Origin of the sequence: Vibrio sp. EA2, from assembly GCF_033042495.1 — a bacterium.
Taxonomy (GTDB): domain Bacteria; phylum Pseudomonadota; class Gammaproteobacteria; order Enterobacterales; family Vibrionaceae; genus Vibrio.
This window is the reverse complement of record NZ_JAWLID010000003.1, coordinates 235,668-255,645: the sequence shown is the minus strand read 5'-3', so window position 1 is coordinate 255,645 and position 19,978 is coordinate 235,668. Positions and strand designations below refer to the sequence as shown.

At 45.2% G+C, this 19,978-nt stretch carries 20 protein-coding genes; 7 read left to right on the top strand and 13 right to left on the bottom strand.

Translation table 11 applies throughout. The annotated features are described in order from the left end of the window. Window positions 1–2: 2 nt before the first annotated feature. The 10 genes from RXX31_RS09145 to rpsB all read right to left on the bottom strand — a co-directional run bounded on the left by RXX31_RS09145 (window position 3) and on the right by rpsB (window position 10,545). Entirely contained in the window at window positions 3–512 is a 510-nt protein-coding gene (locus tag RXX31_RS09145; RefSeq protein WP_317588880.1) for an OmpH family outer membrane protein, read from the bottom strand. A gap of 13 nt (window positions 513–525) precedes the next feature. Next, window positions 526–2,940, bottom strand: a complete 2,415-nt coding sequence (bamA, locus tag RXX31_RS09140) for an outer membrane protein assembly factor BamA (protein ID WP_317588878.1) — start codon at window positions 2,938–2,940, stop codon at window positions 526–528. 43 nt (window positions 2,941–2,983) lie between these two features. Further along, the gene (rseP, locus tag RXX31_RS09135) at window positions 2,984–4,342 is read right to left on the bottom strand and encodes a sigma E protease regulator RseP (protein WP_317588877.1); all 1,359 of its coding nucleotides are present in this window, start codon (window positions 4,340–4,342) and stop codon (window positions 2,984–2,986) included. Continuing rightward, window positions 4,342–5,547, bottom strand: a complete 1,206-nt coding sequence (gene ispC / locus RXX31_RS09130; protein WP_317588875.1) for a 1-deoxy-D-xylulose-5-phosphate reductoisomerase — start codon at window positions 5,545–5,547, stop codon at window positions 4,342–4,344. The genes rseP and ispC overlap by 1 nt, the downstream gene beginning before the upstream one ends. A gap of 50 nt (window positions 5,548–5,597) precedes the next feature. Beyond that, window positions 5,598–6,440, bottom strand: coding sequence for a phosphatidate cytidylyltransferase (locus RXX31_RS09125; RefSeq protein WP_317588874.1), 843 nt, complete (start codon window positions 6,438–6,440; stop codon window positions 5,598–5,600). 12 nt (window positions 6,441–6,452) lie between these two features. Further along, a complete protein-coding gene (locus RXX31_RS09120; protein WP_317588872.1) occupies window positions 6,453–7,208 on the bottom strand; it encodes an isoprenyl transferase in 756 nt (251 codons plus the stop codon). A gap of 96 nt (window positions 7,209–7,304) precedes the next feature. Further along, on the bottom strand, window positions 7,305–7,862 hold the full coding sequence (gene frr, locus RXX31_RS09115) for a ribosome recycling factor (protein ID WP_317588871.1): 558 nt from the start codon (window positions 7,860–7,862) through the stop codon (window positions 7,305–7,307). A gap of 95 nt (window positions 7,863–7,957) precedes the next feature. Further along, the gene (gene pyrH / locus RXX31_RS09110) at window positions 7,958–8,692 is read right to left on the bottom strand and encodes a UMP kinase (RefSeq protein WP_317588870.1); all 735 of its coding nucleotides are present in this window, start codon (window positions 8,690–8,692) and stop codon (window positions 7,958–7,960) included. A 147-nt stretch (window positions 8,693–8,839) separates the two neighbouring features. Then, the gene (tsf, locus tag RXX31_RS09105) at window positions 8,840–9,685 is read right to left on the bottom strand and encodes a translation elongation factor Ts (RefSeq protein ID WP_317588869.1); all 846 of its coding nucleotides are present in this window, start codon (window positions 9,683–9,685) and stop codon (window positions 8,840–8,842) included. Window positions 9,686–9,816: 131 nt separating this feature from the next. After that, window positions 9,817–10,545: a 30S ribosomal protein S2 gene (rpsB, locus tag RXX31_RS09100; RefSeq protein WP_317588867.1), complete on the bottom strand. Its 729-nt coding sequence runs from the start codon at window positions 10,543–10,545 to the stop codon at window positions 9,817–9,819. Window positions 10,546–10,940: 395 nt separating this feature from the next. Here rpsB and map point away from each other — a divergent pair, with 395 nt between their 5' ends. The 3 genes from map to RXX31_RS09085 all read left to right on the top strand — a co-directional run bounded on the left by map (window position 10,941) and on the right by RXX31_RS09085 (window position 15,067). Then, window positions 10,941–11,819, top strand: a complete 879-nt coding sequence (gene map / locus RXX31_RS09095; protein WP_317588865.1) for a type I methionyl aminopeptidase — start codon at window positions 10,941–10,943, stop codon at window positions 11,817–11,819. Between the two features lie 99 nt (window positions 11,820–11,918). Next, a complete protein-coding gene (gene glnD / locus RXX31_RS09090; RefSeq protein ID WP_317588863.1) occupies window positions 11,919–14,543 on the top strand; it encodes a bifunctional uridylyltransferase/uridylyl-removing protein GlnD in 2,625 nt (874 codons plus the stop codon). 140 nt (window positions 14,544–14,683) lie between these two features. Then, the gene (locus RXX31_RS09085; RefSeq protein ID WP_317588862.1) at window positions 14,684–15,067 is read left to right on the top strand and encodes a DUF3461 family protein; all 384 of its coding nucleotides are present in this window, start codon (window positions 14,684–14,686) and stop codon (window positions 15,065–15,067) included. 78 nt (window positions 15,068–15,145) lie between these two features. Here the strand turns inward: RXX31_RS09085 and truC are convergent, their stop codons facing one another. Both truC and RXX31_RS09075 read right to left on the bottom strand, forming a co-directional pair. Next, window positions 15,146–15,922 carry a tRNA pseudouridine(65) synthase TruC gene (gene truC, locus RXX31_RS09080; protein WP_317588861.1) on the bottom strand — a complete coding sequence of 259 codons (777 nt, stop codon included), beginning with the start codon at window positions 15,920–15,922 and terminating at the stop codon, window positions 15,146–15,148. 5 nt (window positions 15,923–15,927) lie between these two features. Beyond that, window positions 15,928–16,242 (bottom strand): YqcC family protein, encoded by a 315-nt coding sequence (locus RXX31_RS09075; RefSeq protein ID WP_317588859.1) that lies wholly within the window; start codon window positions 16,240–16,242, stop codon window positions 15,928–15,930. 79 nt (window positions 16,243–16,321) lie between these two features. On the opposite strand from RXX31_RS09075, the gene RXX31_RS09070 reads away from it, so the two are divergent. Next, window positions 16,322–17,359, top strand: a complete 1,038-nt coding sequence (locus RXX31_RS09070; RefSeq protein ID WP_317588858.1) for a DUF3549 family protein — start codon at window positions 16,322–16,324, stop codon at window positions 17,357–17,359. Window positions 17,360–17,372: 13 nt separating this feature from the next. After that, the gene (locus RXX31_RS09065; protein WP_317588857.1) at window positions 17,373–17,672 is read left to right on the top strand and encodes a DUF3301 domain-containing protein; all 300 of its coding nucleotides are present in this window, start codon (window positions 17,373–17,375) and stop codon (window positions 17,670–17,672) included. Here RXX31_RS09065 and RXX31_RS09060 read toward each other — a convergent pair. Next, on the bottom strand, window positions 17,632–18,117 hold the full coding sequence (locus RXX31_RS09060; protein ID WP_317589336.1) for a GNAT family N-acetyltransferase: 486 nt from the start codon (window positions 18,115–18,117) through the stop codon (window positions 17,632–17,634). The two genes, RXX31_RS09065 and RXX31_RS09060, sit on opposite strands and share 41 nt — an antisense overlap. Window positions 18,118–19,163: 1,046 nt before the next feature. On the opposite strand from RXX31_RS09060, the gene RXX31_RS09055 reads away from it, so the two are divergent. After that, window positions 19,164–19,457 (top strand): hypothetical protein, encoded by a 294-nt coding sequence (locus RXX31_RS09055; protein WP_317588855.1) that lies wholly within the window; start codon window positions 19,164–19,166, stop codon window positions 19,455–19,457. Continuing rightward, window positions 19,454–19,897: a YaiI/YqxD family protein gene (locus RXX31_RS09050; protein WP_317588854.1), complete on the top strand. Its 444-nt coding sequence runs from the start codon at window positions 19,454–19,456 to the stop codon at window positions 19,895–19,897. The genes RXX31_RS09055 and RXX31_RS09050 overlap by 4 nt, the downstream gene beginning before the upstream one ends. Window positions 19,898–19,978 lie beyond the last annotated feature (81 nt).

Sequence of the window (19,978 nt, the reverse complement as noted above, 5' to 3'; positions counted from 1 at the left end):
TCTTATTTTAGAGCTTTAATTACGTCTTCAGAGATATTGTATTCTGGTTTAGCAAATTGAAGCATAGAGCTGTCAATCACTAGATCGTAACCTTTGTTTTTAGCGACTTTTGCCACAGCGTCTTGAATCGTTTTAAATAGCTTCGCTTTTTCTTCCGCTTCACGACGAGCACTTGCTTTTTCTAACGCCTGAGCTTTCACTTTGTATTCGCTGTCTAGCTTTGCAATATCGATACGCAGTTTTTCGATTTCGTCTTGACCTAGAAGCTCGCCATCGCGTTGTAGCTTCTCAATCTTCGTTTTAGCTTGAGATTGAATTTTCTTAAGCTCGTCGGCTTTACCTTTAAAATCTTTCTGCATTTTTTGCAGAACAACTTCACGCTGAGGAAGTGCTTGAAAAACTTGACCTGTGTTTACGTAAGCAATTTTTTGCGCCGCTTCTGCCGCGTTTGCAAACATTGATGAGCCAAGTACAAGAAGGCCAATCCCAGCCGCTTTGATCATTTTATTCAAAATATTTTCCTCTTTAGAAGGTTCGACCGATAGTGAATGTGAAGAATTCTTCATCATCGCCATCATATTTCTTAATTGGTTTCGCTAGTGAGAATACTAGAGGCCCCATTGGAGACATCCATTGCAACGCCGCACCGTAAGACGAGCGGTAATTGGTTGGATCTGAGTAGTCGTAATAGTATTTATCACCGTATTCCGCGCCTGAGTTACGGTAGTCAAATTCTGTATCCCAGACACTTGCCATATCAAAGAAGATACTGGTACGAATTTGGTTACGAACCTCGTCTGATGCGAACGGAGTTGGAACGATCAACTCTAGGCTTGCTAATGCGACAGCGTTACCACCTACAGCATCGTCTGTTGCCGTATCGGCGCCATTGTTTGCGCCAGAGTAATCACGGTAAACCGCTTTTGGACCTACCGAGTTAGAGCCAAAACCACGTAGTGATGTAAAGCCACCCGCGTAGTAGTTTTCGTAGAATGGGAACAAGTTATCGTTACCATTCGTTTCACCGTAACCGTTACCGTATCCTAAACGACCACGGAACAGGAGAGTGAACTCATGCTTTTCAGTCAGTGGCATGTATTGACGAACATCGTACTGCATTTTGAAATACTGAACGTCAGAGCCAGGAACTGTCATTTTGTAAAACGCGCGTTGGTGGTTACCCGCCGTTGGGAAGTATCCACGGTTGAGGTTGTTACGTGTCCAGGAGATATTGATGTCAAAATCGTTGGTGTTCAATGAACCATCTGAGTCAATATTGTCAGCTTGCGCACGTAAGAACTGCTCTACCTGTAAGTAAGGTGATAAGTTACCGATCTTGTTGTGCGTGTAACCAACACCGAACTCAAAGCGGTTTAGCTCATCGAACGGAAAACCCCATGTCAGGCTACCACCGTAACTTTGGTTGGTGTAGTCAACAATACCCGCTTCAGAAGCTTCGAACTCATCGTAGAAGATCTTGCCGCCCAAACTGACCCCATCAAGGTTCCAGTATGGGTCTCGGTAGTCCAGGCTGATGTTCTTCTGGTAATCGTTCATCATGGCGTTAATACCAACGCGATTACCACTTCCTAAGAAGTTGTCCTGCTGCAGACCAACCTGGAAGCTCACACCGGATTCTGTACCGTAGCCCACGCCAAAGTTCACGCTACCGGAGTTCGCCTCTTTCACAGAGTAAACCAGATCAACCTGGTCATCACTGCCTGGTACACGAACGGTTTGTACTTCAACGTTTTCAAAGTAACCAAGGCGATTCAGACGAGTTTTACCTGTTTCAATCGACTTTGAGTTTAACCAGCTGCCTTCCATCTGGCGCATCTCACGACGAAGCACTTCATCTTTGGTCGAGTTGTTACCCGTGAAGCGAATATCACGCACGTAAATTCGATTACCTGGATCAACATTGACGACAAGCGATACTTCTTTGTTTTCATCGTCAAATTCAGGAATGGTATTTACCTGCGGATAAGCGTAACCAGATTCACCCAGAACGCGTTTAACCCCTTCTTCCATCGATGTTACCAGCGAACCGTTATACGTTTCGCTGCTTTGAAACGGCACCATGTCTTCGAACGCATCTTGCTCTCCGACAAGATCACCACGGAATTTTACGTCCTTAACGGTGTACACCTCGCCCTCTTCCAAACCAAGAGTAATGTATACCCCTTTCTTGTCAGGAGAGATTGCAACCTGTGTTGAATCAACGTTAAATTTCAGGTAACCGCGATCGAGATAGAAAGACTTCAGCGCTTCGATATCACCCGCAAGCACTTGCTTTTGGTATTTTTCGTCAGCGAGGAAGTTCCACCAAGGCACGTCAACATTCAAGTTGAAACGAGACAATAGCTCTTCGTCAGAAAAGACTTCATTACCAATAAAGTTAATTTGCTGAATTTTTGCCGATACACCTTCGGTAAAGACAAACTTCAGATCGGAACGGTTACGCGGCAAAGGAGTCACTACGGCTTTTACAGTCGCGTTATATTTACCAACGCTGTAGTAAAAGTCTTCCAAGCCTTTCTCAATATTGCTCAGGGTTGTACGGTCAAGCGCTTCACCTTCACGAATACCTGATGCGTTCAGGTTTTCTTGTAGCTGCTCATCCTTGATCGCTTTGTTGCCTGAAAATGAGATGCTTGCAATGGTCGGGCGCTCTTTGACTTGAACAACCAGCACCTCACCATCACGCAGTACTCTCACATCTTCAAAGTTACCAGATGCGTACAGTGCGCGGATAATTTCTGCAACATCGCCTTGGCCAATGGTATCACCGACGCGTACAGGCATTTTCAGCAACGCGGCACCTAGTGCCACACGCTGCAATCCATCGATTTCAATATCTTGAACTACGAAGTTCTCTGCTCCATTTGCAGACACACTGGTCGCCAGTAAACTTGCAAATAGAATTCGCTTAATCGCCATACTTGTTCTAATTATTCCTTGCTACTGCTATGTCTCTGAACTCTCACAGACGAGTAAAATCATTAAATAGCGCTAACGCCATGAGCGAGAAGATGATCGCACCACCAATTCGGTACCCCATTTCCTGGATTCTCTCTGGAACTGGGCGTCGAATAACGGCTTCAATTGCAAAAAACAGCAAATGACCACCATCCAACATTGGTAAAGGTACGAGGTTAATAATACCTAGGTTAACACTAATTAGAGCGAGAAAACCTAAAAAATAGACCAGACCATAGTCTGCTGTCGCCCCTGCCCCTTTCGCAATCGAAATAGGGCCACTGAGATTATTCAGGCCAACGTCACCGACAATCAGTTTCTTAAGCATGCTGACTGTCAATCCGACAACTTGACCCGTTTTATCAATCGCTTTGCCAATTGATTCGAATACACCAAACTGTAAATCGAAGCGATAACTTTCTGGCCATTCTGCGACTTCAGGGGCAATGCCCGCAAAGCCAATCACTTCTTTGTTAGCCAGCTCACGACTGCCGGGGGTCAACGTCAATGACTGATGATAACCGTCACGTAGCACGGTCAACTCAATGGGAGTATTGGGGTTAGAGCGTACAGCCTCTACCACATCGTCCCAAACGGTCACCGTTTTACCGGCAATCTCGACAATCTCGTCTCCTGGCAATACACCGGCTTGCTCAGCAGCGCCACCTTCCGTAACTTGCTGGATACTTGTATAAATTTCCGGCGTATACGGTTCAAAACCTAGCGAGCGCATCGCCGACTCGGTTTCCGGATCAAACTTCCAATCTCTAAGGTCGAGCGTTTTTGTCTCCTCAGAGCCGATTTCATCATTTGATGCCACGGTGACCATCATCAAATCATCACCAATGTGAGAAATCAATCCCATATTGACAGATTCCCAGTCCGGAGTTTTGATACCAGAGATCGCTTTTAGTTCCATCCCCGATTCAATTCCTGCTTCTGCAACAATCGAATTGGGCGTAACGTCACCTACTACAGGCTTTACAGCAGGCACTCCAATAAGGAAAACCAGCCAATAAGCAAAGATAGCGAATAAGAAGTTAAAGATAGGTCCAGCAGCAACGATTGAGGTGCGCTTCCAAAGCGGTTTTTGGTCAAAAGCTAAGTGCTTTTCGTGTGGGGGAACATCATCAACACGGCTATCTACCATTTTGACGTAACCGCCGAGAGGGATCATAGAGATGCTGTATTCGGTTCCGTCTTTGCCCATCTTGTTCCAGATTGACTTACCAAAACCGATGGAAAACTTTTCAACTTTAACGCCGCAACGACGCGCAACCCAAAAGTGACCAAACTCGTGCACAGCCACCAGAATGCCAAGTGCAACGATAAAAGAAACGAGATTCCACAAAATACCAGTCATTAGCCACGCTCGCGTATCAATTCAAGGGCGATAGTTCTCGCCATTCTATCTAGCTCTAACAAGCTTTCCAAGCTATTCACATTATCAGCTTTACAGCTCGCACTGATTTTATTCAACACCGACTCATTGATGCGAGCTATGTCAGTAAAACCAAGGCGATTATTTAGAAATGCATCAACAGTCATTTCATTCGCTGCATTCAGTGTCGTTGTCGCATGTTGACCTTCATAACACGCATCAATCGCCAGTTTCAAGCATGGGTAGCGCGCAAAGTCGGGCTGCAAGAAAGTCAGCTCACCAACCTGTGTGAAATCCAGCGGTTTAACCCCTGCATTAACGCGAGACGGGTAAGACATGGTTAGCGCAATTGGTGTTGCCATATCAGGCTCACCCATTTGAGCTAAAACAGAACCATCACGATACTGCACCATGGAATGAATCACTGACTGCGGATGAATAATCACTTTTAACTGCTCACGTGATGCGTTAAATAGCCACTTCGCCTCAATGTACTCCAAGCCTTTGTTCATCATTGTCGCAGAGTCAACCGAGATTTTTGGCCCCATTGACCAGTTCGGGTGGGCAATGGCCTGCGCTGGCGTGACTTTTTCTAACTCAGCAATGTCAGTATAACGGAATGGACCACCAGAGCCTGTCAGTAAAATATGAGAAATTCCATGCTCGTCCAGATGACATCGACCTAAACTGGTTTGAACTTGCTCTGGAAGACATTGGAAAATAGCATTGTGCTCGCTATCGACAGGAAGTAACTCTGCACCGTGCTGCTGAACCGCATCAATAAATAGCTGTCCAGACATGACCAATGCTTCTTTGTTTGCCAATAACACACGCTTACCCGCTTTTACTGCCGACATTGTAGGCAATAAACCGGCTGCACCAACAATCGCCGCCATGACACTATCAATTTCGTCTAATGAAGCAACGTGACAAAGGGCATCAACACCACCCAGCACCTCAATATTTGGCGCGAATGAACAAAGTTCAGATTTCAGTGCAATTGCCGCAGACTTGTCCGCCATAACAGCGTATTTAGGTTGCCATTTACGACAAAGTGCCGCCATCTTTTCAACGTTAGTGCCTGCTGCAAGCGCAACAACTGAAAATAGTTCTGGATTCTGTTCGACCACTTTAAGAGTGCTTGCACCAATTGAACCTGTTGCACCAAGAATCGTTAACTTTTGCATGTTGTGAGACCGTTATAAAAACTCAGGAGCGTAAAGCCGCTCCCGATAAATTAGAATACGTAGTAAAGAAGAGCAAAGACGGGAAATGCTGCGGTTAGGCTATCAATTCGATCAAGCACACCACCGTGCCCTGGAATGATATTACTGCTGTCTTTAATGCCTGAGCTGCGCTTGAACATACTTTCAACCAAATCACCAAGCACGGAAATGACAACCGTAATAAGTGTAATGATCACCATATGTACAGAGCTCGTGAATTGAATATTGAACCAATCAGCGAACAACCAACCAACGAGCAAGGCGGCGATGATACCTCCTAGTAAGCCCTCAATGGTCTTATTTGGACTGACATTTGGAGCCATTTTGCGCTTACCCATACTTTTACCCGCAAAGTAAGCGCCACTGTCTGCAGCCCATACCAAGAAACAAACGAAAAGAACCAGCTTTGCGCCGTGGTATGGATCTACCGTGATATCTGTCGCTCTCAGAATAATGACGCTCCAAAGAAACGGAAGTAACGTCAAAAAACCAAAAAGGTGCCTTAGAAAAGGGCTACTCTGCCAAGATTTCGTGGACTTTGGGTAGGTAATCGCCATTAAACTAGCAATGATCCACCATACAAATCCAAGACCGAGCATCACAAAATGAGGCGTTGATAAGTGGTTGAGACTATTTGCCTCAGGAGAAATGTATAAAAAGCTAAGTCCGGTGACAATTGCTGCCGGAATAAGGGCTGCAATTCGAGAACGACTGCCTGTAAACTGGGTCCACTCCCAAAATCCTAACAAGGTGATCGCTGTCAATGCGATGATAAAGCCCATTAGGGGTAACTTAAAAATGCCTAAAATAACCAGGGGAGCTAAAATTAGTGCCGTTATTATTCTCTGTTTCAAACTAACTAGTCCTTATTGAGCTGCCATCAATGCCTTTACTTGTTCGCCAGTGCAGCCAAAACGACGCTCTCGGTTGATAAACCAAGTTACCGCTTCTACTAAACTGTCTTCGTCGAATTCTGGCCAGTATTCTGGTGTAAAGTACATCTCTGCATATGCCATTTGCCACAGCATAAAGTTGCTGATACGGCACTCACCACTCGTTCGGATAAGAAGATCCACTTCTGGTAAGTCTGCCATGGTCAAATGCTCGGTGATTAATTGCTCATTTATATCCTCTACACGTATTTCACCATTACGTGCTTTTTGTGCTAACGCTTTGGTTGCCTGTGTGATGTCCCATTTGCCGCCATAATTTGCCGCAATGTTGATCACCATACCGGAGTTTTCCGCTGTAAGCTTTTCTGCTTCGATAATTTTCTTTTGCAGACGCTCGCTAAATCGGCTGGTATCACCGATCACTCGCAACTGTAAGTTATTCTTATGTAATTTTTTTACTTCACTGGACAGAACTGAGATGAACAGTTCCATCAAAAGACCAACTTCCTCCTCGGGACGACGCCAGTTTTCACTGCTGAAAGCAAATAACGTCATCGATTTTATACCGAGCCGAGAAGCTGCCGCGACCGTCTTACGAACCGCACTCACGCCTTTTTTGTGGCCGAATACACGAGGTTTTCCTTTGGACTTAGCCCAACGACCATTACCGTCCATTATGATGGCAATATGTTTAGGAAGGGAGTCTGAGAAGGCTTGAGAATTTTGCATAAGGAGTTAATTGAGTTCCATCAGTTGGACAGACTAACATAAAAAAACGCTGAGCTGTGAGCACAGCGTTTTCCAACAGTGATGTAGGTGGGAGTATTAAACTTCCATCAACTCTTTTTCTTTTGCAGCAAGAACTTCGTCGATCTTCTTAACTGCAACGTCAGTCAGTTTTTGGATCTCGTCTTGTGCTTTACGATCTTCGTCTTCTGAGATTTCTTTGTCTTTCAGAAGCGCTTTTAGATCGTTGTTTGCGTCACGACGGATATTACGTACCGCAACACGACCACCTTCAGCTTCACCACGAACGATCTTAACAAGATCCTTACGACGCTCTTCTGTTAGCGGTGGAAGTGGAACGCGAATGATAGTACCTGCAGACATTGGGTTTAGGCCCAGGTCAGACATCATGATCGCTTTTTCAACTTTTTGAGTGAGTTCTTTGTCGAAAACTGTGATTGCTAGAGTACGTGCGTCTTCAGCTACAACGTTCGCTACTTGGTTTAGAGGAGTAGCAGCACCGTAGTACTCTACCGAGATACCAGAAAGTAGGCTTGGGTGTGCACGACCAGTACGAACTTTTGCAAGGTTGTTCTTTAGCGATTCAACGCTTTTGTCCATGCGCTCTTGAGCGTCTTTTTTAATTTCGTTAATCACGGTTTCACCTTAAAAATATCATCTTTCCTGAAGAAAGCTTAAAAGGGTTGAGCAAAGCGAAACACCATCCAACACCTCTTGGATGGTGTCTAGAATTATGCGTTGTCAGAGTTGATCAGCGTGCCTTCTGCTTCACCCATCACCACGCGACGTAGTGCGCCTGGCTTGTTCATGTTAAATACACGGATAGGCATTTTGTGGTCACGAGCAAGTGTGAACGCAGCCAAATCCATTACTTTAAGCTCTTTATCCAGAACCTCTGAGTAAGTTAGCTTATCATACAGCTCTGCGTCAGGGTTTGCTACTGGGTCAGCAGTAAATACACCATCAACTTTTGTTGCTTTTAGAACGATATCTGCTTCAATTTCAATACCGCGCAAACATGCTGCAGAGTCAGTGGTAAAGAATGGGTTACCCGTACCCGCTGAGAAAATCACCACTCGGCCACCACGCAATTGGCTGATTGCATCTGCCCAGTTGTAATCATCACATACACCGTTTAATGGAATCGCTGACATTACACGAGCGTTAACATAAGCGCGGTGAAGAGCGTCACGCATTGCCAAACCATTCATTACTGTTGCAAGCATACCCATGTGGTCACCGACAACACGGTTCATACCGGCAGCTGCCAGGCCTGCACCACGGAATAAGTTACCGCCACCGATAACTACACCCACCTGAACACCGAGTTCAACCAGTTCTTTAACTTCTTGGGCCATGCGATCCAGGACCGCTGGATCAATACCAAAACCGTCTTCACCTTGAAGAGCTTCACCACTCAGTTTTAATAGAATACGTTGATACGCTGGTTTAGGGTTCGTAGTCATGGAGTTTACCTTCCAAAGAGAGTTGTTGATTAACAGTCATGAATAGACACAAACTCATTTATAGCTATTCATCACGGCTAGTCGTTCACCGCTCATAAAAAGACCGCAGCCTTGGCTACGGTCTAATCTTTATGCAGTCTCTAAGGATTAACCTTTCTGAGCCGCAGCAACTTCTTCAGCAAAGCTCATTTCAGCTGCTTTCTCGATACCTTCACCTACTTCTAGGCGAACGAATGTAGCAACAGAAGCGCCTTTTTCTTTCAGCATTTCGCCTACAGTTTTCTTAGGCTCCATGATGAATGCTTGACCAGTTAGAGAGATTTCGCCAGTGAATTTCTTCATGCGGCCAACAACCATCTTCTCTGCGATCTCAGCAGGCTTGCCTTCGTTCATAGCGATTTCAACTTGAACTTCTTTCTCTTTAGCAACTACGTCAGCTGGTACGTCTTCTGGGTTAACGTACTCTGGCTTAGATGCTGCAACGTGCATTGCAACGTGCTTAAGAGTTTCTGCGTCGCCTTCACCAGCAACAACAACACCGATTTTCTCACCGTGACGGTAAGAAGCGATTGCAGTACCCTCAACGTACTGTACGCGACGGATGTTGATGTTCTCACCGATTTTAGCAACTAGAGCGATGCGAGTTTCTTCGAATTGAGCTTGTAGTTCTTCAACTGAAGCTTTTGAAGCTAGAGCTGCAGCTGCAACTTCGTCTGCAAATGCAGTGAAGTTACCGTCTTTAGCAACGAAGTCAGTTTGGCAGTTAACTTCAAGAAGAACAGCAACGCCGTTTTCTTCTTTGATGATGATTGCGCCTTCAGCTGCAACGTTACCAGCTTTCTTAGCTGCTTTCGCTGCGCCTGATTTACGCATGTTTTCAATTGCTAGTTCGATGTCTGCGTTTGCTTCTACAAGCGCTTTCTTACATTCCATCATGCCAGCGCCTGTGCGCTCGCGAAGTTCTTTAACTAGAGCAGCAGTTACAGTTGCCATTCTGTATTCCTCGTTTGATTCGAAATAAGGTAAAAAACAGGGGCCGAACATTGTTGGCCCCCATTACTAACTATAACTTAGTTTATGCTACACAAAGGTTTCACATAGACCAAGTGTGACCAGAGCCGCTATTATTCAGCTTCTACGAAACCGTCTTTTTCAGCAACTGCAGCTACGTCTTTGTTACGACCTTCAGACACTGCTGTACCAGCAGCGTTTAGGTATAGCTGTACTGCACGGATCGCGTCGTCGTTACCTGGGATAACGTAGTCAACGCCGTCTGGGTTAGAGTTAGTATCTACCACAGCGTATACTGGAATACCTAGGTTGTTAGCTTCTTTAATTGCGATGTGTTCGTGATCAGCGTCGATTACGAATAGAGCGTCTGGTAGGCCGCCCATGTCTTTGATACCACCAAGAGATTTCTCTAGCTTCTCCATTTCGCGAGTACGCATTAGAGCTTCTTTCTTAGTTAGTTTATCGAAAGTACCGTCTGTAGACTGTGCTTCAAGATCTTTTAGACGCTTGATAGACTGACGAACAGTTTTGTAGTTAGTTAGCATGCCGCCCAACCAACGGTTGTTCACGTAGAACTGGTTGCTTGCGATAGCAGCTTCTTTAACAGCTTCAGATGCAGCGCGCTTAGTACCTACGAATAGAACTTTACCTTTTTTCTCGCCAACTTTAGCTAGTTCAGCTAGAGCGTCGTTGAACATTGGTACAGTTTTTTCTAGGTTGATGATATGAACTTTGTTACGAGCGCCAAAGATGAATGGCTTCATTTTTGGGTTCCAGTAACGAGTTTGGTGACCGAAGTGAACACCAGCTTTTAGCATATCGCGCATTGATACAGTTGCCATTTTAAAATCCTCTATGGGGTTAGGCCTCCACATCCCCCATAACTCCGACCAAGCTTCTGCTCAGCACCCCGGAATATGTGACGGAATGTGTGTGATTTAAAGATAAAAGTTTATCGGATGAAACCTGCTTCGCTGCTTTAGTTTTCACAATGCAAAGAGAACAGACCTCTATTCCGGCGCGCTTTATATCATATTTTAGCTCAAGATGGCTAGTAAAAATTGTTTCTTATACTTCTCATGCTAGTCAGGATACGACCCACTTTGCCCTCTATTCCATGACGACACCTTAGTTAAGAATGACTCATATTCTTAACTGGCTTGGGTTCATCGCCTGATGTCTGTTAGAATGCGGCCATTCGCACGTTTACGTGCTTACGAATAAGTAGAGAAAGCCAATGTCAATCAAGATTAAAACTGCTGAAGAAATCGAACGCATGCGCATTGCGGGCAAGCTTGCCGCAGACGTTCTAGAAATGATAGAACCGCACATCAAGGTCGGCGTGACAACAGAAGAACTTAACAAAATTTGTCACGAATACGCGTTAGAAAAAGGCGCGTACTCTGCACCACTTGATTACCATGGATTCCCTAAGTCGATTTGTACGTCTATCAACCACATCGTTTGTCACGGTATTCCAGCCGAACAAGATGAGATTGGTAGCAACGGTCAAGTAAAACCTGCAGTACTAAAAGACGGCGACATCCTTAACGTCGATATTACCGTTATCGTCCCTAACGACGAAAACGCAGATCTGAGCGTGCGTCCTCAAGGTTACCACGGCGATACATCGAAGATGTTCCTGGTTGGAGATGTTTCTCCTGCCAATAAACGTCTGTGCATGGTAACGCAAGAAGCACTTTACGTTGGTATGCGTCAGGTTAAACCAGGTGCTACCGTTGGTGATATCGGTACGGCGATTGAGAAGTACATAAAAGAAAACAATAAGAACAATCCACGTAACAAGTTCTCTATTGTGAAAGACTTCTGTGGTCACGGCATTGGTGATGAGTTCCACGAAGAGCCACAAGTGGTTCACTACAAGAACAAAGACCGCCGTGTCCTAAAAGAAGGGATGTGCTTCACTATCGAGCCGATGATTAACGCTGGTAAGTTTGGTTGCAGCGTTGATGCTCAAGATGACTGGACAGTGTACACTGGTGATGGCAAAAACTCAGCCCAGTATGAGCACACCATTGTGGTAACGAAAGATGGTTGTGAAGTCCTGACACTTCGCAGCGACGATACCATTCCACGTCTGATGAAAAACGCGTAATAATTTCACTCAAAAATATCCCCGCCTTCGCGGGGATATTTTTTATCTGCATCAAATTTGTTAGATTGCTAATAGTTTTAGCTTGCACGGATAGCAAATATGTCACTTCAGTCCCCTCTTACGTTTACCGATGAACAAATCAATATCGGTGAACTAAAACAAGAGCTAGAGAGATTTGGCTCGGAACAAAAACAAGAATTTCTTAACCATCATCCCGTTACCAGCTTAGTTCTCGCCCGAGCGGAATACATGGACTTACTGCTAAAGCGCTTGTGGCAGCACTTTGGCTTTAACGATATTTACAATATTTCTCTGGTGGCCGTTGGTGGTTATGGTCGCGGAGAGCTTCATCCATTATCTGACATTGATATCCTGATTTTGTCGAATAAAAAGCTGCCAGGCTCGTTAGAAGCAAAAATCAGCGAGTTCATTACGCTTTTATGGGATCTTAAACTCGAAGTTGGCCATGCCGTTCGAACCGTTAGTGAGTGTGCTGACATTGGCCGCAATGACCTTACTGTCGCCACCAACCTTCAAGAAGCACGACTCCTGGCTGGTAGCGAAGACACCTTCGAGGCACTGAAAAAAGTCGTCTTATCCGATTCATTTTGGCCAAGTGAAACCTTTTATCGCGCCAAAATTCAAGAGCAGAGAGAACGTCATGCTCGTTATCACGACACCACTTACAATCTAGAACCAGACATCAAGTCAACACCGGGTGGCTTACGCGATATTCATACTCTCAGTTGGGTTGCTCGTCGACACTTTGGCGCCACGTCTTTGCTTGAGATGAGCCGTTACGGCTTTTTGACTGATGCAGAGTACCGAGAATTGGTCGAGTGTCAGGACTTTTTATGGCGTGTTCGCTTTGCTTTGCACTTAGAGTTGCGTCGCTACGACAACCGTTTGACGTTCGCTCACCAAGCACAAGTTGCAGAGAGCCTTGGCTACGTTGGCGAAGGTAACCGTGGGGTAGAAATGATGATGAAGGAGTTTTATCGAACCCTTCGTCGCGTCGCAGAGCTGAATAAAATGCTACTCAAGCTGTTTGATCAAGCCATTATCAACGGCGGCATTACAGAGAATGCAGAAATTCTGGATAACGACTTTCAGCGCAGAGGCTCACTGATTGAAGCCCGTAAGCCTGCTTTGTTCCAAGCTCGGCCAGAAACTATTCTCGACATGTTCTTGCACATTGCAAATGATTCTACCATTGAAGGGGTCAGTCCCCCGACTTTGCGTCAGTTGCGAACTGCGCGCCGTCGATTGAACAAGTTTCTGCATACTATCCCCGCCGCACGCGAAAAATTCTTGGCGTTGTGTCGGCACCCAAATGCCCTGCACAAGGCATTTAGTTTGATGCATCGACTAGGCGTTATGGCGGCTTATCTTCCGCAATGGAGCCAAATTGTTGGCCAGATGCAGTTTGACCTGTTCCATGCTTACACAGTCGATGAGCACAGCATCCGATTACTTAAGCATATTCATACGTTTAACGACCCGGCTAATCACGAGAAGCACCCGATCTGTTGCGATATCTACCCTCGTATGCAAAAGAAAGAGCTACTGATCATTGCGGCAATCTTCCACGACATCGGTAAAGGCAGAGGCGGCGATCACTCGGTAATTGGTGAGGGAGAAGCGTACGATTTCTGTATAGAGCATGGGTTATCGAAACCAGAGGCGAAACTCGTCAGCTGGCTGGTCAGACACCACTTGTTAATGTCTGTGACCGCTCAGCGAAGAGATATCTACGATCCGGATGTGATTACAGAGTTCGCTAAAAAAGTGCGAGATGAAGAGTCACTGGAATACTTGGTTTGTCTGACAGTTGCGGATATCAGCGCGACCAACCCAGAACTATGGAACGCCTGGAAACGAACGTTACTTGCAGAGCTATTTTACTCTACGCAACGAGCCCTTCGCCGTGGATTGGAAAACCCGGTTGATGTGCGTGAACGTATTCGTCACAACCAGCAAATGGCATCAGCAATGTTACGTAAAGAAGGGTTCTCTGCGCGTGAGATAGAAGTATTATGGCAACGCTTTAAGGCAGATTACTTCCTGCGCCATACCCATACGCAGATCGCATGGCACTGTGAGCACTTACTGCGTATGGACGATCTGAGCAAGCCATTGGTATTGATCAGCAAAAAAGCCACTCGAGGCGGCACCGAAGTTTTTGTTTATAGCAAAGACCAACCTGCGTTATTTGCTACCGTCGTTGCGGAACTCGACAGACGCAACTTCAACGTGCATGACGCTCAAATCATGACGAGTAAAGATGGCCATGTCATCGACACCTTCATTGTTCTTGATCAGCACGGTGAAGCGATCGATGAGACTCGCCATGCTGCGGTTATCAAGCATTTAACGCACGTGTTAGAAGATGGTCGACCAACTAAGATTAAAACTCGCCGCACGCCACATAAACTTCAGCACTTCAATGTGAAAACCAAAGTGGACTTCTTACCGACCCGAGGTAAGAAACACACCTTGATGGAGTTTGTTGCGTTAGACACTCCTGGCCTACTGGCCAAAGTCGGGCGAACATTTGCAGATTTGAATATCAATATTCACGGTGCGAAAATCACCACCATTGGTGAACGGGCGGAAGACTTGTTCATCCTCACCAGCGGTACAGGAGGCAGGCTCAGTGAAGAAGAGCAAAGTGCCTTACGAGAGCAGCTCATTGAAACGCTTTCTGATGAGGTAACCGCCTAAGCAGAAGGATCTTATACCATGGGCAAGAACGATAGCGATCTTGCCCACAAGTTGAGTAATTTAACCAATTATCAGCTATCTAGCACGTACATAGGCTGCTAAAGTAATACTGATATCATTTCAGTATACAGAGGTAGCCTATGTTTCCACACCTCACTGGTTTGGGCATCCAAGACCCAAAACAGATTGAACGTTATTCCCTTCGCCAAGAGGCACATAAAGATGTGCTAAAAATCTACTTCCAAAAACAAAAAGGCGAACTCTTCGCCAAAAGTGTCAAATTTAAATACCCTCGCCAAATAAAAAATGTACTTGTCGACAGTGGCAGTCACCAATACAAAGAAGTCACAGAAATTAATCGCAACCTCACCTTAGTTATCGATGAACTGAACAAAATAACCAAACCAACAAAAATGCCAGAATTGGACGTCAAAGAGAAAATTTTGTCTGACCTTCGTCATCTGGAAAAAGTCGTGTCCAGTAAGATCGCCGAGATCGAAGCGGATCTCGAAAAGCTTAAGTAACGCTTTAAATTCTCAGGAATCAGAAAGGGGCTGGTATCGTAACCAACCCCTTTTTCGTTTTTACACTAAACGAAGTGATTAACTCATTGAGCTAACCAGAGCTTCATCCCATTCAAATCGAGCAAATAACTGCTGCCACGTCTCATCAAAATTAGCTTTGATCACTATCTCTTGATCGGTAAACGGATGAACAAAACGAAGCTCTGATGCATGCAATAACAAGCGATGAGAATCAAATTCAGTTCGATACAACTTGTTGTGTTTACCATCACCATGGGAAGTATCGCCTACGATTGGGTGGCGTAGGTGCGCCATATGACGACGAAGTTGGTGTTTGCGACCCGTCTTTGGCTGCATTTCCACTAAACAGTAACGTGTGGTTGGAAATTTCCCTGTCGAATACGGCACTTCAACTTTCGCCAGAGGTTTATACGCTGTAACCGCCTCTTGTGCTTCTTTTTCCTGTGAAGCAAATTTATCCGCGATCTTGTCCAGTTCAACTTTAAGCGCGTAATCTAAAACCCCCGCTTCCTCAATCCAGCCTCTTACAATGGCATGATAGGTCTTTTCCATTTTATGCTCAGCAAACATCGGCATCACCTGAGACGCCACCTCGCTGGAAATCGCAAACACCAGGACTCCAGATGTTGGTCGATCTAAACGGTGCAAAGGAAAAACATGCTGGCCAATTTGATCACGCAATGTCTGCATAACAAACTGAGTTTCGTGTTTGTCTAACCAACTACGATGTACCAGCATACCCGCAGGCTTGTTCACCGCGACAAAGTATTCATCTTGAAAAACAATCTCCAATTCTACTGGAGTAATAACGTGTGATGTTTCTTGTTCTGACATTGAGGTTACTTACATAGTTCGTCGATAGTTCGGATGGTTACCAGTAGCTCAGCGTATTGCGGCTCTTGTTTCCATGCCTCTGAAAAATAGGGTTCCATTGAAAAACCACGTGGCAAAGGCTGGTTACTTTCTAGCAAAATTCGCATTCGGGCAATAAATACCCACTGTAGCCACTCATGCGGATGCAGAGTATCTATCGCGAACGGCTCCACGCTTTGTAATGCTTGTGGCGATGGCATCGTTTGTTGCCAAAGCTGGTGCTTGTGCAGCTGCGCTTCAAGTTGATGAAGTAATTCCGCCAGTTTTGTGCTTGTAGTCATTAACTTTTACATTTCGAACCTTGAATTAGCCAAGAATGATACCATCTCTTGTGAAAAGAACGTTAGGACGTCGTATTTAATGGAAAACATTCATACCCTCACTCAGTTGCTGAACAACAGTAACTGTGAATATCAAATCTTCGATCTAGGTCGTCGCATCAAGACCATTGATCCACAAGTCTTTGCCGATGTGGAACAAGGACAATGCCCGTACCCATTCCCGATGCAGCGCAAAGCACACCTGGCCATCGCCTACTGGAATGAGCAAAAACAACCTTGGATTTGGTTTCTTAAGTTTGAACTCGATGAGCGCGGACTACTGAAACAAGCGGATATTGGTAACTTCATTAAATACGTTGTTGAAGCCATGGGGACACGCCTGAATGAGGAGATGTCCGAAGAACAGCAACAAAAACTGTCCAACAACCCATACACCTTCAAACCTTCAGAAGATAAAATGGCGGTGTTTCACAGCTTAATTCGCTCGAGCTTGGATTTACCCACCAGCCAGTATTACGAGCATACACAGCACTATTTCTCCGGCGGTCTAGGCTGGGAAAACTGGCAAACTGTCGGTTTGCAAGGGATTACCGACATGGCAGCCCGATTAGGTCAGGAGCAAAATGCTGTAGCGCTGCGTAAAGCCATTCATCACCTACCTAACGAGCCTTTATATGCACTGTTAGGGGCGTTAGAACACGTAGACCTTCAAGAGCGCCTTGCTGAACGCATCGCTGAAAAAGCCCACAAAGAGATAGAAAGTAACGACCCCGATCTGTTCTTACTGTCTGCCCTCATTCGCGCGTTAGCAGGCGCACCAAAAGAGATTGCTCTGCCCGTATTAAAAGCGATTTTGCAAAGCCCTCGCCTCAGCCACCAAGAAGTACTTATCGGCATTGCAGGCCGTGCATGGCATCTGTTAGCAGACAGCGAGATCGCAGAGCAATTTTTGCTGCGTCTGGCACAAACAGGCAATCAAGCGTTGTTTAATCAACTGTTCGCCGATTTAGTCATGTTGCCAGAACTGCGAATGGTATTGCTGCCATTGCTGCACTCCAGTCCATCGGAAGAATTGACCCGTGCTCTGGTCAATTTACAGCAAGCAACAAAGCGTTAGTGAAGGATTAAGGATGATCGGAGATCTACTGGCAATATTGGGACTGTGCTTTTTCTGTTTTCTATTTTGGCAACAGCGACGTCAATCTGAACTGGCGAAGGCAGCAATAACACGCAAATGTGATCAGTTGGATCTCCAATTGGTGAGTATCGCTTTTGGTGCGCACAAACTAAAAACGCCAGATGGACTCTGGCGTTGGCATACGGTGTATCAATTTGAATTTTCATCCCTTGGCGACGACTGTTACCAAGGGGAATTAACCATGGTTGGGTTTAGGCCGCTGAGCTTTCACCTACCGCCTCATCGCTTGTAAAGGTCATTTCAAAGTAAGGGCCGTATAAGTCCTTACTTTCTCGGGTTACCATAAAGCCTAATTTTTCCAAAACCGCCAATGAAGCGTGATGACTGCTGTTAACGTTAGCGGTGACTTTACTCAGTCCTAATTCCCGACAAGCTTTTGGGAAGAAAGCCTTTAACGCTTCTGTCGCCAACCCTCTCCCCCAATACGCTTTATCAAAGATAAATCCTAACTCGGGCTCCGAGTCGAGCTGAGAAATAAATATATGCCCCATATAATCGCGGCTGGTGCTTTCAAGTACCGCCAGACTATAAATATTTCTATCATCGAGTATTTTTTCAAATAGCTGTTTAGCAGACGCTACAGTATGCGGACCGTTCATTTCGGCGCGATTTTTCGCACAGCAGTTAAGCATTACGAACTCAAGTTGTAACGACTCATCGTAGGGTAGAAGAAGCATTCTTCTGGTCACTATGGCCACATCTTTTCCTTGATTACAACAAACCAAAAATACCCGCACATCGCGTACTCTAACGATACGATTCATCAACTGCGGGGCATAAAACCTTGTAGAAAAGCCAAAAGTTAACCAACTGATAGGAAAGGGTATTATATTAAATTGCCTTAATAACAATATGTTACGTCGCAATTTATTCTTTTATTAATCTTATCTTATGATATTAATTTTATTAAAGTCACTAAATGCTGCGTAAGAAAAGTCCGATAATCTTGTCAGATCTGAGCCATTTCTTACCTCTGGTCGTATCAGTCATTCGAGCTTGATTAATCGACTCTTTTTATCAGTGACGTTCTTACTGACCAAATTTAAAGCATGTACTTAAAATAAGAAAAACCCCGACACTGATGTATCGGGGTCATGATCTTACTCGCAGCAGTCCGGCTACTAAATAATGCTCCATGCATCATCCATAATAGTGACTGATTCCATCAGTCCAGTCCTTACGTCGCCGTCCTAGCGGTGTCCTTATCAATCCTGATAGCCAACATTCCCCGTTAGCACACTTCACTTGTTCCTTGAGCGGTGTCCATTGCATCGTCCTGATGCTGTCCTACCTCAATCCTATGAGGGGTCCATTGTCTATCCTTTGTCATCAACATCCTATTGATGATCGTGTCCTTACAATGTCCAGTGCTCCTTGCTTGCTCACCCATCCTGAGTGACCAAATCGTCTTCCTGACGATAACCAAGTCCGTGGTACTTTCCTGTTCCGTGTCTTTTTCCTTCCGACAAGGTTTAATCTACTCTTTTCCTTTGCAATCACAATCATGCCAGCTAACATTTTTTCATGGCCTCAATGTTAACTTAATGTTAAAACATTAACTATCAATACGTTAGTGACTTTACTTTCTGTTTATCTGCTAACGAAATCGTTTTCTCTCACAAGCCATGTAAGAGATCTCTTACAAGACACAATCCAAATTGCCATTCGCTAAATTTAACCGCTCAACGTATTATGATAACAATATCGTTGTTAAGGATTAAAAATGTTAACGCAAGACGTCACTAAAGAACTGGAAGCCGTTTTAGAGCAGCTTCAGCAAGAAGGCAAAGAACCAAGTGTGGCTCTAGTTAAAGCACGCATGAGAACGCCTGTTCCGATGCCCGCATTAATCGCTACGATTAAGAGCTGGAAAAGCGCGAATCGTGTTCCAAAAATAGAAGTCGCCGCTCAGAAAACGTCGGAAGAAGATCGCCTGACTATGCTTGAGAATACCGTCGCACAACTGACCGCTCGCATAGAAGAGCTGGAAGCAAAGCTGAGCGAGAAAAAGTCATGAAGCTTTGGGTAGATGCAGACGCTTGCCCGAAGGTGATTAGAGAGACCATTGTTCGTGCAGCTGAACGAACGGGTGTTGAATGCACTTTTGTTGCCAACCACATAGTACCGGTTCCGAAACGAGCCAACATTCATTCGCTTCAAGTACCGGCAGGTTTTGATATTGCGGATAATGAAATTGTTCGACGTGTGGAGGCCAATGACTTGGTCATTACTTCTGATATCCCACTTGCAGATGAAGTCATCGACAAAGGTGCACTGGCATTAAGTTCCCGCGGAGAGCTTTACACCAAAGACACCATTAAAGCACGCCTGAATATTCGTGATTTTATGGATACGATGCGTTCTAGCGGTATTCAAACCGGCGGTCCCGCTTCCCTGTCACAAACAGAACGTCGAGAATTTGCCAATCACCTGGACAGGATTCTCGCTAAGCGTTAGTCCAATATCCGTGATAAAAATTCGATGACAAAAAAGCCTGCGAACTTCGCAGGCTTTTTTAGAGCTGTGTGAGGAGCGGTA

What these genes read in the sequence shown, in the direction of transcription:
- RXX31_RS09060 (WP_317589336.1), bottom strand. Translation starts at nt 18,117, where the DNA reads ATGCTTCTTCTACCCTACGATGAGTCGTTACAACTTGAGTTCGTAATG.
- RXX31_RS09075 (WP_317588859.1), bottom strand. Translation starts at nt 16,242, where the DNA reads ATGACTACAAGCACAAAACTGGCGGAATTACTTCATCAACTTGAAGCG.
- map (WP_317588865.1), top strand. Translation starts at nt 10,941, where the DNA reads ATGTCAATCAAGATTAAAACTGCTGAAGAAATCGAACGCATGCGCATT.
- RXX31_RS09050 (WP_317588854.1), top strand. Translation starts at nt 19,454, where the DNA reads ATGAAGCTTTGGGTAGATGCAGACGCTTGCCCGAAGGTGATTAGAGAG.
- RXX31_RS09085 (WP_317588862.1), top strand. Translation starts at nt 14,684, where the DNA reads ATGTTTCCACACCTCACTGGTTTGGGCATCCAAGACCCAAAACAGATT.
- tsf (WP_317588869.1), bottom strand. Translation starts at nt 9,685, where the DNA reads ATGGCAACTGTAACTGCTGCTCTAGTTAAAGAACTTCGCGAGCGCACA.
- ispC (WP_317588875.1), bottom strand. Translation starts at nt 5,547, where the DNA reads ATGCAAAAGTTAACGATTCTTGGTGCAACAGGTTCAATTGGTGCAAGC.
- RXX31_RS09120 (WP_317588872.1), bottom strand. Translation starts at nt 7,208, where the DNA reads ATGCAAAATTCTCAAGCCTTCTCAGACTCCCTTCCTAAACATATTGCC.
- glnD (WP_317588863.1), top strand. Translation starts at nt 11,919, where the DNA reads ATGTCACTTCAGTCCCCTCTTACGTTTACCGATGAACAAATCAATATC.
- bamA (WP_317588878.1), bottom strand. Translation starts at nt 2,940, where the DNA reads ATGGCGATTAAGCGAATTCTATTTGCAAGTTTACTGGCGACCAGTGTG.
- RXX31_RS09055 (WP_317588855.1), top strand. Translation starts at nt 19,164, where the DNA reads ATGTTAACGCAAGACGTCACTAAAGAACTGGAAGCCGTTTTAGAGCAG.
- RXX31_RS09065 (WP_317588857.1), top strand. Translation starts at nt 17,373, where the DNA reads ATGATCGGAGATCTACTGGCAATATTGGGACTGTGCTTTTTCTGTTTT.
- rpsB (WP_317588867.1), bottom strand. Translation starts at nt 10,545, where the DNA reads ATGGCAACTGTATCAATGCGCGATATGCTAAAAGCTGGTGTTCACTTC.
- RXX31_RS09070 (WP_317588858.1), top strand. Translation starts at nt 16,322, where the DNA reads ATGGAAAACATTCATACCCTCACTCAGTTGCTGAACAACAGTAACTGT.
- rseP (WP_317588877.1), bottom strand. Translation starts at nt 4,342, where the DNA reads ATGACTGGTATTTTGTGGAATCTCGTTTCTTTTATCGTTGCACTTGGC.
- truC (WP_317588861.1), bottom strand. Translation starts at nt 15,922, where the DNA reads ATGTCAGAACAAGAAACATCACACGTTATTACTCCAGTAGAATTGGAG.
- pyrH (WP_317588870.1), bottom strand. Translation starts at nt 8,692, where the DNA reads ATGACTACGAACCCTAAACCAGCGTATCAACGTATTCTATTAAAACTG.